General features: G+C 63.4%; 11 protein-coding genes. 3 read left to right on the top strand and 8 right to left on the bottom strand.

The features are described from left to right. Positions 1-50 precede the first annotated feature (50 nt). Positions 51-458 (top strand): thiol-disulfide oxidoreductase DCC family protein, encoded by a 408-nt coding sequence (locus I6F20_RS22735; protein WP_036024199.1) that lies wholly within the window; start codon positions 51-53, stop codon positions 456-458. 22 nt (positions 459-480) lie between these two features. Here the strand turns inward: I6F20_RS22735 and I6F20_RS22730 are convergent, their stop codons facing one another. Continuing rightward, a complete protein-coding gene (locus I6F20_RS22730) occupies positions 481-1,728 on the bottom strand; it encodes a flavin monoamine oxidase family protein (RefSeq protein WP_225127914.1) in 1,248 nt (415 codons plus the stop codon). 214 nt (positions 1,729-1,942) lie between these two features. On the opposite strand from I6F20_RS22730, the gene I6F20_RS22725 reads away from it, so the two are divergent. Next, the gene (locus tag I6F20_RS22725; RefSeq protein WP_225127913.1) at positions 1,943-3,805 is read left to right on the top strand and encodes an exosortase/archaeosortase family protein; all 1,863 of its coding nucleotides are present in this window, start codon (positions 1,943-1,945) and stop codon (positions 3,803-3,805) included. A gap of 3 nt (positions 3,806-3,808) precedes the next feature. On the opposite strand, the gene typA is transcribed toward I6F20_RS22725, so the two are convergent. The 5 genes from typA to I6F20_RS22700 form a co-directional block, all read right to left on the bottom strand. Further along, on the bottom strand, positions 3,809-5,635 hold the full coding sequence (gene typA, locus I6F20_RS22720; RefSeq protein ID WP_036002847.1) for a translational GTPase TypA: 1,827 nt from the start codon (positions 5,633-5,635) through the stop codon (positions 3,809-3,811). A 239-nt stretch (positions 5,636-5,874) separates the two neighbouring features. Then, entirely contained in the window at positions 5,875-6,159 is a 285-nt protein-coding gene (locus I6F20_RS22715) for a hypothetical protein (protein ID WP_225127912.1), read from the bottom strand. Next, a complete protein-coding gene (locus I6F20_RS22710) occupies positions 6,156-7,601 on the bottom strand; it encodes a radical SAM protein (protein WP_225127911.1) in 1,446 nt (481 codons plus the stop codon). Before I6F20_RS22710 ends, I6F20_RS22715 begins: the two co-directional genes overlap by 4 nt. Beyond that, on the bottom strand, positions 7,598-8,314 hold the full coding sequence (locus I6F20_RS22705; protein ID WP_225127910.1) for a prolipoprotein diacylglyceryl transferase family protein: 717 nt from the start codon (positions 8,312-8,314) through the stop codon (positions 7,598-7,600). The genes I6F20_RS22710 and I6F20_RS22705 overlap by 4 nt, the downstream gene beginning before the upstream one ends. Before the next feature lie 221 nt (positions 8,315-8,535). After that, on the bottom strand, positions 8,536-9,300 hold the full coding sequence (locus I6F20_RS22700; RefSeq protein ID WP_225127909.1) for a Crp/Fnr family transcriptional regulator: 765 nt from the start codon (positions 9,298-9,300) through the stop codon (positions 8,536-8,538). A gap of 178 nt (positions 9,301-9,478) precedes the next feature. Between I6F20_RS22700 and I6F20_RS22695 the strand changes: the two genes are divergently transcribed. Continuing rightward, complete coding sequence (locus tag I6F20_RS22695) at positions 9,479-9,859, top strand: response regulator (protein ID WP_225127908.1); 381 nt, start codon at positions 9,479-9,481, stop codon at positions 9,857-9,859. A gap of 4 nt (positions 9,860-9,863) precedes the next feature. Here I6F20_RS22695 and I6F20_RS22690 read toward each other — a convergent pair whose 3' ends face one another. Both I6F20_RS22690 and I6F20_RS22685 read right to left on the bottom strand, forming a co-directional pair. Further along, on the bottom strand, positions 9,864-10,589 hold the full coding sequence (locus I6F20_RS22690) for a hypothetical protein (RefSeq protein WP_225127907.1): 726 nt from the start codon (positions 10,587-10,589) through the stop codon (positions 9,864-9,866). 109 nt (positions 10,590-10,698) lie between these two features. Further along, entirely contained in the window at positions 10,699-12,240 is a 1,542-nt protein-coding gene (locus tag I6F20_RS22685; protein WP_225127906.1) for an alkaline phosphatase D family protein, read from the bottom strand. Positions 12,241-12,273 lie beyond the last annotated feature (33 nt).

Raw genomic sequence — 12,273 nt, 5'->3', positions numbered from 1 at the left:
CGAAGTGGATTCCGGTTCGCGTGAAGAAAACGCGTCAAAAAGAGAGTCTGATGCCCAAATGGCCTGAGGACGACGTCATTCTGTTCGACGGCGTCTGCATCTTCTGCTCACGCTGGGTCCGCTTCGTCGCCAAGCGCGACACGGCGAGGCAGTTTCGGTTCACGCCGATCCAGTCGGATTATGGCGCCCGGCTCGCGCGCACGTTCGGCATCGACCCCGATGATCCCGACACCAACGCGGTTGTCCACGGCGGCGAGGTGTTCATGAAGTCGGATGCTGTGCTGACGGTGCTGTCGCAACTCCCAGGCTGGCGCTGGGTGCGCGCATTATTCGTGTTGCCGAAGCCGCTGCGGGATGCGGTCTACAGCCTCGTCGCGCGCAACCGCTATCGCATCTTCGGAAAGTATGACGCCTGCTTCGTGCCAGATGCGGATTTGCGAGCGCGAGTGATCGAGTAGCCCGCAATGACGGAGCTTGCAGCTAAGGCTTGCCCAGAGCCGCCAGCACTTCCTTCGCCGCCCGCTCGCCGCTGTCCCGTGCACCATGCGCGGTCGTGAAGAAGGTCGGCGACGTCGCCTCGCCCGCGAAGAACAGACGTGCATCCACCGGCGCAGCCAGCACGGCACGGTCGCCGGCATGGCCGGGCAGCGCATGCGAATACGACCCCCGCGCAAAGGGATCGCGGGCCCAACGCGATTCATACAGCGGCTTCAGCTTGCGGCGGATATCGTTGCCGAGAAAACCCGCGATCTCGCTGATGGCTTGGGCGGCGATGGCACCGTCGCCGGCATCTTCCAGCGCGCGGGCAAAGCTGCCGCCGAAAAAGCCCTCGATGCAGGGCTGGCCGAACGGGCGGATGTGATAGGTGCCCATCTCCGTGCGCATGGTGGCGCCGCGTAGATTGCCTTCTGTCGGAAAGGTCTCGGCGTCATCGAGGGCCAGCGTCACCTTATCGTCGACGCCGAGCGGCAGGCCCGCCGCTGCGTTCACCTTTGCGGGGAGCGGCGGCGAGAAGCGGATGGCTTCTTCCGCGATGAGATTGGTCGGCACGGTGACGATCGCCTTGTCCGCGGTCAGCGCGCCCCGCGACGTCTCGATGTGGACGCGTTTGTCCGAATGATCGATCAGCGCGACATTGCAATTCAGCGCCACCGGGCAGGGCGCACCATAGGCCGCAATCAGCGCGCCATAGCCGCGGCGGACGCGCCAATTGAAGTTGGTGTCCTCATAGGCGTCCCAGTCCAGCGTCGACATATCCTTCAGCTCGCAGCCGTTGATATAGGTCGAGATCGCGTCGATCATCGGATTCCAGCGATTACCGGGCTCCAAATGCGAGCTCGCGGCCTCGTCCTTACCTGTTTGCGCCGCTTCCCACAGACGCTCATAGAACGCGTCCATTGCGCGCATGAAATCGTCGCGCTCGCTTTCCGGAAAGGCATTGCCGTAGGCCCGCTCGCGCCAGGGCGGCAGGTCCTTGTTGAGCTCGAAACCGAGCTGTCGCGCGATCGGCACGAAAGAGTTCTTGTCGGCCGAATGCAGCCAGCCGCAGCCGACGTCGAACGTCACCTCGGGTGAGGCCTGCACCGTCCAGGCCCGGCCGCCGAGCCGGTCACGTGCCTCCAGCACGATCACCGAGAGGCGGGAGCCATGCAGCGCATGCGCTGCGCCGAGGCCGGCGGCACCGGCGCCGATGATCGCGACGTCGACGGAGGAGGGGAGGGAGGTCATGGGCGGGCTCTAGCACGTTCGCGAAGAGTGCTGAAGCCGGGCCGGCGCATACCTTCCGCAGCGCACGCGGATTCCGGATGCCACCTTGTCTCCGGTTGCGCGACTTTTGTGACGAAGATCGCTAAGTCATCGGATCCGAACCGCCTTGTTTTTCGTGCCAAGGTTGTATTCAAATTTCGCATTCTCTTCAATCCATTCTTCGAGGAATTTCCCCATGCCGAACATCGACCCGGGTGTAGAGCACAAGCGAACCGCAATTCTGGTAGTTCACGGTATCGGCAGCCAGCGCGCGCTGGAAACTGTACGCGGCGTCATCCGCGGCGTTTGGCACAACGAAGGCAATCCCGACGACAAAGCCAACAAGCTCTGGACGCATCCGGAGAAGAGCGGCGTCGACATCGATCTGACGGTGATGACGACCAGCGAGGTGCCGGGATCGGCGGACAAGCGCGTGGCCGATTTTCACGAGCTCTACTGGGCTCATCTCATGAGCGAAACCAAGGCGGTCGCCGTGCTGCTCTGGCTCTACGAGTTGTGCCGCAAGGGGCCGGTCATGAGAACCGGACTCAATGCGCTCTGGTGGACCGCGTCCATCTTTCTGTGCCTGATGAACCTCTCGTTTGCCGTGCTGGCAATCAGGGGCGTGTTGCTGTTCTCGGAAACCAGCGCGCAAAATATCCTGATTGCGCCCTTGCTTCTAATTCTATGCAGTCTTGTGTTCGGCCTTTGCGTCGCACTCAAATGGCAGGCTCTTCGTCTCGTCCCGTGGCTGGCTGCCTTCTGCGTCGCGGGTTTCGCCGCTGGCCTCGGCTATCTTTGGCTTGAGGGTACTTTCCCCGGCGGAAACGGATTCCTCGACGGCGCCGAGATCTTGACGCTGATTGGTCTTCCGACCTTGTATGCGTTGCTGACGACGTACCTTGTGATGGGACAGCAAGGATTGCGCGCGTTCTGGCGTACACTCGCGGTCTCGCTACTCATGTCCCTTGCCTTCATCTGGGCCGATCAGTACTGGTACGACAGATCACTGGCCGAAACGGTGCTCAAGGCTTGGCCCTGGGGATTGAATTCGCCCTGGAGCGCTCCGATCGCATTTGGTGTGATCGGCATCTATCTCGCCGCCAACGGTGCGTTCCTCCAGCCCTATCTCGGCGATGCCGCGCGTTATTTCCGCGGCTCACCGGCCAATGTCGCCGTTCGTCGGGCCATCCGGAAAGAGGCCGTAGACACGCTGGCGCGTCTGCATGAAAGCGGCCGATACGACCGCATTGTCGTTGTCGCTCACAGCCTAGGCACTGTCGTCGCCTACGATATGCTGCGGGCCTATTTCAGCAGGATTAGCGACGAGTTGCCGCCTGTCACGTTGCTCGGCCAGGAGTTTTTGGACGTCGATGGTGCGCCGTGGCAGCCCGAGAAAGTGGCCACCCATGAGGAGAAAGTGGAGCTTCGCCGCAAGGCACGGCAGTTGATCGCAAACATCGCCGACGTGACCGTCAGGCGGCCTGTCGAACAGCGGGAGTTCAAGAGCTGGCTGGTGACCGACTTCGTCACGCTCGGAAGCGCACTATCCCACGCTTATTTCTTGATGTGCGAAGAGGCAAAGGATCCCGATACCGCCGAGAAGGATGGACACGAGAGATTGCGCGCAGATTTCAGGCGTCGTGTCGAAGAGCGCGAGTTTCCGACCTGTCCGCCGAAGCGGCTCCAGCAGGATGGCTTGTTGGCCTTCGACAATCCGAGGAAGAAGATTCGGCAGATCCACCACGGTGCGCTGTTCGGGTTAACGCGCTGGACCAATATCTATTTCCCGATCGAACAGATCTTCTGGGGCGACGTGATCGGTGGACCGTTAGCCCCGATCTTCGGCCGGCACATCGTTGACCTCCCGGTCTCGACGAGATTGGCCGGCGGTGCGGACTTCTTCACCCACACCGCCTATTGGAATGTCGACCGGAAACCCGATACCTGGAAGGCACCGCATCTTGCGGCTCTGCGGGACGCGATCAATCTCTCCGACGAGACAACGACGATCGGCTTCATCAGTCGCGGCGAGGATGCGCCGGGCGAACCCGGGTAACTCCTACGCCACCGCTTCCTTGGCCTTTTCCGCGCGCTTGCGCTCGTTCGGGTCGAGGTGCTTCTTGCGCAGGCGGATCGACTTCGGGGTGACCTCGACGAGCTCGTCGTCCTCGATATAGGCGAGCGCCTTTTCCAGCGTCATGCGGATCGGCGGGGTCAGGCGCACCGCCTCGTCCTTCGAGGTGGTGCGGATGTTGGTGAGCTGCTTGCCCTTGAGCACGTTGATCTCGAGATCGTTGTCGCGGGTGTGCTCGCCGACGATCATGCCGCGATAGACCTTCCAGCCCGGCTCGATCATCATCGGGCCGCGGTCTTCCAGCTTGAACATGGCGTAAGCCACTGCTTCGCCCTGGTCGTTGGAGATCAAGACGCCGTTGCGGCGGCCCTGGATCTCGCCCTTGTACGGGGCATAGCCGTGAAACAGGCGGTTCATGATCGCGGTGCCGCGGGTGTCCGTGAGCAATTCGCCCTGGTAGCCGATCAGGCCGCGGGTCGGCGCGTAGAACACCAGGCGCTGGCGGTTGCCGCCGGACGGCTTCATCTCGATCAGCTCGGACTTGCGCTCGCTCATCTTCTGCACGACGACGCCGGAATGCTCCTCGTCGACGTCGATCACGACCTCCTCGATCGGCTCCATGGTTGCGCCGGTCGCTTCGTCCTTCTGGTAGACGACGCGCGGACGCGACACCGAGAGCTCGAAGCCCTCGCGGCGCATGGTCTCGATCAGGATCGCGAGCTGGAGTTCGCCGCGGCCCGACACTTCCATCGCGTCCTTGTCGGCGGATTCGACGACGCGCAGCGCGACGTTGCCCTCGGCTTCGCGCAGGAGACGGTCGCGGATCATGCGGCTCGTCACCTTGTCGCCTTCGGTGCCGGCGAGCGGGGAGTTGTTGACGATGAACGACATCGACACGGTCGGCGGATCGATCGGCTGCGCCGGCAGCGGCACCTCGACGGTCGGGTCGCAGAAGGTGTCGGCGACGGTGCCCTTGGTGAGGCCCGCGATCGCGACGATGTCGCCGGCTTCGGCTTCATCGAGCGGGGTGCGCTCGAGGCCGCGGAACGCCAGGATCTTGGTGATGCGCCCGGACTCGACCAGCTTGCCGTCGGCGTTCAGCACCTTGACCTGCTGGTTCGGCTTCAGCGTGCCGGAAGAGATGCGGCCGGTGATGATGCGGCCGAGATAGGGGTTGGCTTCGAGGATGGTGCCGATCATGCGGAACGGACCTTCCTCGACCTTCGGCGGGGCGACGTGGCGCAGGATCAGGTCGAACAGCGGCTCCATGCCCTTGTCCTGCGGACCTTCGGGGCTATCCGCCATCCAGCCCTGCTTGGCCGACCCGTAGAGGATCGGGAAATCGAGCTGCTCCTCGCTGGCATCGAGCGCCGCGAACAGGTCGAACACCTCGTTGATGACTTCGGTCGGGCGCGCGTCGGGGCGGTCGACCTTGTTGATGACGACGATCGGCTTGAGGCCGACCTTGAGCGCCTTGGAGACCACGAATTTGGTCTGCGGCAGCGGGCCTTCGGCGGCGTCGACCAGCACCAGGGCGCCGTCCACCATGTTGAGGATGCGCTCGACCTCACCGCCGAAATCGGCGTGGCCGGGGGTGTCGACGATGTTGACGCGGGTGTCCTTCCACTGCACCGAGGCCGCCTTGGCCAGGATGGTGATGCCGCGCTCGCGCTCCAGATCGTTGGAATCCATGGCGCGATCGGTCACCTTCTGGTTCTCGCGGAACGTGCCGGACTGCTGCAGGAGTTTGTCGACCAGGGTCGTCTTGCCGTGGTCGACGTGGGCGATGATGGCGACGTTACGAAGATTCATGAGTGAGCTTCTTTGCGGTCGAACAATGGGTTAAGCGCGATCTCGCCGGTCGGACCGGGACCTCTTCTCGAAACAACGCTGGAAGACTGGAAACGGGGCGCTTTCCGCCCAAAAAGGAAGCCCGGCCATATCAGACCGGGCGCCCTGCGCGTTGCGGCGCAATATATGCAAAAACGGCCAAAAAACAATGTGTTCTTTGGCCGTTGGTTGACTGAATTTTGTCCGGGAATCCCCGGGGCTTAGGGCTGGGTCGGGGGATGAGCGGGGACCCTGCGCCCCTTGATCGCCGCCCAGATCATCGCGACCCCGGCGATCCCCACGACCAGCCCCAGAAGGACGAACGGCGCGATGTCGCCAGCTATCTTGCCGTCCTCGAACATCGACACTCCGCCGAACAGCAGCGCGCAGACACCCGGCAGCAGCATGAAGATCCCGGCGATCGCCATCAGGGCGGTGAGGCAGCCGCTGCGAGCTGGGCCGGGCGTTGGTGCGGGTGGTAGAACCGGCGGTGGCGTGTCGCTCATCGTGGTGCCTCCTCGGTTTGCCTCGCCTCGTGATAGGTCTGCCCCTCGAGCCCGGCGCGAATCCGGGAGATGGCGCCATTCCGATAGAACAGATTGTAGGTGTCGAACGGGATGATCGCCCCCTGCTCGGTCACGAAATGGATGCAGCTGCGCTTGACGTTGCCGACGCAGAAATTGAAGCGGTCGAGAAACTGCACGATGGTGACGCGGAAGACGTTTTCGTAGGTGAGGCCGTCCGGCACCTGAAAGCTCGGCAGGCAGCACAACAATTCGCAGACGCGCTCGGACGTGTTGAGGGGCCCTGAGGAGAGCGAGAACAGGTCGATGAACTTTTCCCGCAGCATCGGATACTTTTCCGGGCTGATCGTGTTTGGCATCACCGCAACCAGCTGCTCTTGCGGAATCAACGAGGTCAGCGGCAGCACCTTCTCGCCGTTGCGCAGGCCATAGCCGATCGAGATGCTCTCGGGGTTGCAGGGCAGCGGGATCATGTCCTTGTCGCCGAACACGCCGGTTTCGATCACGCGCTTGCGGATCTCCGACAGCATGATGCGGTCGGTATTCTTGTCGAAGCTCTCGTTGCGGCCGGCATCCTGGACCGGCTGCAATGTCACCCCGCGCACGCACGTCCAGGTCAGCGCGTGGCGCACGATGTCGCCGATCTCGGAATCGTTGACGCCGCGCTTGATGGTCGCGACCAGCGTGGTCGAGATGCCGTAATGCTCGAGATTTTCCAGCGCCTGCTGGCGGATTTTCCGTAAGTCCGCGCCGCGCAGGTTGATCAGCGCATCGCGATGCAGCGAATCGAACTGGAGATAGATCTCCAGCCCGCGCCTATTTTTGGCGAGCCGCGCCACGAAATCCTTTTCGCGGGCGATGCGCAGGCCGTTGGTGTTGATCATGACGTGGCGGATCGGCCGGGCGCGCACCGCGTCCAGGATCGCGAAGAAGTCGGGATGCAGCGTTGGCTCGCCACCGGAAATCTGCACGAGATCGGGCTCGCCCTCGCTCGCGACCAGCGCGTCGAGCATCTTCTCCACCGTCGCGAGCGGCGTGAATTTGGTTCGTGCCGGCGAGGACTCCGCAAAGCAGACCGGGCAGGTGAGGTTGCAATGCTCGGTGATCTCGATCAGCGCCAGGCAGGAATGCTGCTCGTGGTCGGGACAGAGACCGCAATCATAGGGGCAGCCGAATTGGGTTCGTTCCTGGAATTGCAGCGGCCGGTCGCCCGGCTTGATGAAATCCTTGCACAGCCGCCAATAGGCGGCATCGGTCGACACCAACGTCGATTGCACGCCGTGCTCCCTGCAACGCTTTTCGTACCAGACCTCGTTGCCGAGAATCTGGATCTTGGTCGGAACCAGCTTCAGGCAGGTCTCGCAAAGAGATTGGGTCTGGCCCCAGAAGATGTAGGGGCGCGACTTACGCAACGGCGCGTTCATGCAAGTGACTCGTTTTGTAAGCGTCTCGCTTGGGGTGCCGTCGCGAGCATGAATGCGGCGTAGAGCAGGACGGACAGCGACAGTAGGTGAAACAGGGTCAGGGGCCCGACCAGCGTGCCATAGGGCTTGAGGAATTCCCATAGGAAGCGCTGCATTCCGTAATAGGCGAGCACCAGGTAGAAACCATTGGTGATCGTGAACGCGTTCCGGTTCAAGACCGCCACCACATAGGCGAGCGCGAACAGGGCCATGGCCGCGCTCTCGTAGAGCTGCACGGGATGGCGGCGAACGCCGTCGCCGAAATCATGGCCGAAGGGCAGCGCCGTCGGCGTGCCATAGGTGAAATCGTCGAGCCCTGCGAAGTAACAGCCGATCCGGCCGATCGCGATGCCGAGCGCCAGCGGCAGCGCGAAGCGCGCGCCGGTTCGCACCGTGACGCCTGCGGACCATTTGTAGAGCTCGATCGCCACGATGCCGCCCGCCAGCCCGCCCTCGACCGAGCGCGCAATGCCGCTTTGCCCGGACAGCCACAGATTGGCGGAGCCGAACAGATAGGCGCCAAGGCCTGCGCCAAACACCAGCGTGGCGATATAGGGCAGCGCGAAGGATTGCGAGGGAAACTGCAAGCCCCGTCGCGACAGCCAAAAGACGGCGGTAGCCGCCGCCAGCCAGGCCAGGATGTCGAAGAGAGTGTGAAGGAAAGCCCCGCTCATGCGGGGCCAGTATAGCACGGCTACGTTCAAACAGCGCGATGCGCATGATTGCGCCCTCTCCCCTTGTGGGAGAGGGCATCACCGCTCGCAGACACAGGCTCACTGGGGTGAGGGGTGTCTCTCCGCATCTCATTTGCAAGTGTGAGCGCGGAGAGAAACCCTCATCCGGCGCTTCGCGCCACCTTCTCCCACAGGGGGAGAAGGAAGAAAGCAAGAACCGCTTACCCGGCCTCCCGCTCCTCGGTCGGATAGACCCCGCGCAGCACCTCCTCGAAATGCATCTTCACCGCATCGTTGCACAGGCAGGCGCGCAGCCTCAGGCCGTCGCGGTTGCGGACGAGGATCGAGCCGCGCCGCGTGTCGAGCACGCCTTCGGCCTTGAACGACTGAAGCACGCGGCTGGCATAGGAGCGGCCAACGCCGAGCAAAGTCGCGAGCTGTTCGTGGGTCAGCGGCACACTGGTCTCGTCGCCGGTCCGCTCCATCGCCGCCAGGATCCATTTGGCGGTGCGCTGCTCGATCGAATGGATCGCGTTGCAGGCGGTCGACTGGAAGATCTGGGCCAGCATGCAATCGGCATAGCGGGCAAAGACGTTGCGCAGCGACGCCGAGCGCAGCTTGGCCGCTTCCAGCTTGGCAACGTGAATGCGCGCAAACGGTCCGCCGAATTTGACGCAGATCCGGGTATAGGCCGGCAGAAACCCCTCGCTGACGATGCCGCCCACCGCGCCTTCGCGGCCGACCAGAATGGTTTCGACGTCGCGGCCATCCTCGTTGGGGACGAGGAAAGTCGCGAGCGACGGGCCGCAGGGGAAGTGGACCACCTGCACGTCATCGCCGGGATTGTAGAGCAAGTGCCCGGCTGCAGAGTCCTCGACGGTCACGTGCGGCGCCACGAGGCCGTAGTCGAGCTGACTCAAACGCCGCAGCAGATTGTTGGCCGGCCGGCTCTCGACCTCGGTGATCTTGCCGATACGCGCATCCATTCTGAACTCCCACCCTTCCTCCCACCTTAGCGAGTTCCATCCGTTTCCTGTGTGCACAAGTGGACAGACCAGAGAACGATGATGTGGTGAGTTTCGTTCCGGGAACCCCCGATGCGCTGCGCGCAGGCATCGTGTCGCGGCAGTCCTGATCCAAAAACCCCCAAACCAAGATGCGATCATGGTACCTGCACACTGCAATGGCACAGGCTGGCCGGCCGATGTTCTGATCGTCGAGGACGATCCGATCATCGCGATCGATTTCGAGGATCGCCTGCTCGGATTTGGTGTCGCCGCCGTGCGGACCGTGGGTTCGGTGACGCAGGCGTTGAACGCCATCGCCAAACGGACACCCGATTTCGCGCTGCTCGATGTCGAGCTGATCCGCGAGACGAGCTTTGCGATCGCCGAGCGGCTGATCGCGCTGAAGGTTCCGTTCGTGTTCGTCACCGGCTACGGCGCCGAGGTGCGCATCCCGCCCGAATTGGCGGGCCGGCCCCGGCTGCAGAAGCCGTGCTCGAGCGAGGCGCTGGAGGCGGCGCTGCAGAGACGGGACACCTGATCGCCTATTTGCCGGAGCGAATGCAGAGCTCGGCGAGGTCAGTCTCGACGCCCTTGAAGAAGGTGTGCGGAGACGGCGCCGGCGATGAGGCCTTCCTGATCGCCGCACTCTGCGCAATCGCCTCTTGATCGGACAATTGCAGGAAACGTTTCAGCGCCTTCGAGCGACTCTTCCTGGCGAATGTCTCCAACCGCTCTTCCGTTGCATCGGTCGGATTGAGACGGAGCAGACCTTCGTTGCCTGTCTGCAATGGATAGACCCCTCCAAGTTTCACGCGGGCGATCACGTTGTAGCGGTCGAAATGCTCGAAGATCAAATCCAGGATCTTCGCCTGACGTATCGGCTCTTCCATCGCGAGATAGCGCTTTACGTCTGGATTGCTCTTCAGGCTTTCCAATTCGGCTGCGCCGGCAAATGGATTGTCGGAGGTCTGCCGGTCGATGAACGCCGATGCGCCTTCCAGCATATGCGTGCCCCATCTGATGACGATATCGCGGCCGCGCGGTTCGAGCTGGTCGGCAGCCAACCCCTTGTCCGTCAGACATGCCGGGTCGGCGCTTGCGCGCAGTGACTTGCCGAGCTCGGCGGTCAGCGCCTTACCGTAAGGCGAAGCGAGGGCCTCGCGCACCAGCGTCGCTTTGTCCTGAGCCTTCTCTTGGGTCTGCGCGCATGTGGGGGATGCTGCGCTCAGCAGCAGCGCAATAACGATCGTTGGGCGGCTGAACGGCACGGCATCAACTCGAAAACGGCTCGGACGGCATCACGCCCTCGAAAATGCGCGGGCGCTCGCAATTGTCGTCCGGGCCGGCCGGATGGTTCATCCGGCTTCGAATTGGCCGTCACGCAAGCTTCGGATCGAGCGTGGTCGACCACAGCGCGACGTCGGCGCGATCGCGCAGGGTCACCGTCATCCGGCCGGACGCGCCGTCGATCTTGACGTGACCAAAGAACTGCATGCCGGCGGACGGCGGCAGGTTCTGGCTATCCTTGCCCGGCGCCTTGACGAAGCGCACCTGGGGGCCAAAGGTATTGTCGAGCGCGTTCGGGCCGAACGTGCCCGCGTGCACCGGGCCCGAGACGAACTCCCAGAACGGCTCGAACTCCTGGAATTGCGCCTTGTTCGGATCGTAATAATGCGCGGCGGCGTAGTGCACGTCCGCGGTCAGCCACACCGTGTTGCTAATCGGCGCCACCTTGATGAAGCGCAGGATGTCGGCGATCTCGAACTCACGGCCACGCACCGGGCCGTCGCCCTGTGCAACGGCTTCCGAGCCGCCCTTCGGCGTGTCGGAGACGATCAGGCCGATCGGCATGTCCGATGCGATCACCTTCCATGTCGCGCGTGAATTCAGCAGGCCGCGCTTGAGCCAGGTGATCTGGTCCGGGCCGAGGAAATAGCTGGCGGGGCCATAGGCGGTTTCGAGATTGGCACCGTTCGGTGCGCGATAGCTGCGCTCGTCGAGCACGAATACGTCGAGATGCGGGCCGTAGGAGATCTGGCGATAGACGCGGCCGGGTTCAGTGATGCTCTCCCGCATCGGGTACATCTCGTGGAAGGCCCGGCCCGCGCGGGCTGCGAGCAGTGAGATGTCGCGCACCTTGTAGGCGGCCGGCAAGTCTTTCGACAGCGACCAGTTGTTGGTGACCTCGTGGTCGTCCCACTGCACGAAGACCGGCACCTCGGCATTGAAGGCGCGGAGATTGTCGTCGGTGAGATTGTATTTGTACGCGGCGCGAAACTCGTCCAGCGTCTCGGCGACCTTGGCCTTCTCCGGGATGGTCAGATTCTTCCAGATCTTGCCGTCGGCGAGCTTCACCTCGGGTTGGATCGGACCGTCGGCATAGATCGTGTCGCCCGAGTGCAGGAAGAAATCCGGCCGGTGCTTGCGCATGGTCGAGAAGGTGACCATGCCGCCGTCGTCGGGATTGATGCCCCAGCCCTGCCCTGCGACGTCGCCGCCCCAGACGAAGCTGACGTCGCGGTGGTCGGCCGGCGCGGAGCGGAAGCGGCCGGTCACCGCCTCGCCCTCGATCGCGCTGTGGGAGAGATCGCGGAAGCGGACGCGGTAGAAGATGTCCTGGCCGGCGGGTAGATTTTCGACCAGCATCTTGGCGGTGAAGTCGCTCTCGGGCAGCGCCGCGATCGGCGGCAATGCCCGGGCGTCCTTGAAGGACTCGCTCGTGGCGACCTCGACCAGCATCTGCGCGGGCCGGTCGGTTCGCGCCCACACCACGCCGCCGTCGACGGTGATGTCGCCCGCTTGCACGCCGTGGGTGACTGCCGGCCGGTCGGCCGCGCGCGAAAGATAGGGCATCGCCATTGTGCCGAGCGCACCGGCGCTGCTGGCGAGGAAGCGGCGGCGGGAGAATGTGATGGTCATGAGGCTCCGACCCCGGGGCTTGGGGGGGAGTCC

The sequence above is a fragment of the Bradyrhizobium sp. IC3123 genome (genome assembly GCF_020193625.1).
GTDB classification, from domain to species: domain Bacteria; phylum Pseudomonadota; class Alphaproteobacteria; order Rhizobiales; family Xanthobacteraceae; genus Bradyrhizobium; species Bradyrhizobium yuanmingense.
Note: the sequence above shows the minus strand (reverse complement) of the source record. Positions and strands in the feature narration are given on the sequence as shown.

What these genes read in the sequence shown, in the direction of transcription:
- I6F20_RS22735 (WP_036024199.1), top strand. Translation starts at nt 51, where the DNA reads ATGCCCAAATGGCCTGAGGACGACGTCATTCTGTTCGACGGCGTCTGC.
- I6F20_RS22730 (WP_225127914.1), bottom strand. Translation starts at nt 1,728, where the DNA reads ATGACCTCCCTCCCCTCCTCCGTCGACGTCGCGATCATCGGCGCCGGT.
- I6F20_RS22725 (WP_225127913.1), top strand. Translation starts at nt 1,943, where the DNA reads ATGCCGAACATCGACCCGGGTGTAGAGCACAAGCGAACCGCAATTCTG.
- typA (WP_036002847.1), bottom strand. Translation starts at nt 5,635, where the DNA reads ATGAATCTTCGTAACGTCGCCATCATCGCCCACGTCGACCACGGCAAG.
- I6F20_RS22715 (WP_225127912.1), bottom strand. Translation starts at nt 6,159, where the DNA reads ATGAGCGACACGCCACCGCCGGTTCTACCACCCGCACCAACGCCCGGC.
- I6F20_RS22710 (WP_225127911.1), bottom strand. Translation starts at nt 7,601, where the DNA reads ATGAACGCGCCGTTGCGTAAGTCGCGCCCCTACATCTTCTGGGGCCAG.
- I6F20_RS22705 (WP_225127910.1), bottom strand. Translation starts at nt 8,314, where the DNA reads ATGAGCGGGGCTTTCCTTCACACTCTCTTCGACATCCTGGCCTGGCTG.
- I6F20_RS22700 (WP_225127909.1), bottom strand. Translation starts at nt 9,300, where the DNA reads ATGGATGCGCGTATCGGCAAGATCACCGAGGTCGAGAGCCGGCCGGCC.
- I6F20_RS22695 (WP_225127908.1), top strand. Translation starts at nt 9,479, where the DNA reads ATGGTACCTGCACACTGCAATGGCACAGGCTGGCCGGCCGATGTTCTG.
- I6F20_RS22685 (WP_225127906.1), bottom strand. Translation starts at nt 12,240, where the DNA reads ATGACCATCACATTCTCCCGCCGCCGCTTCCTCGCCAGCAGCGCCGGT.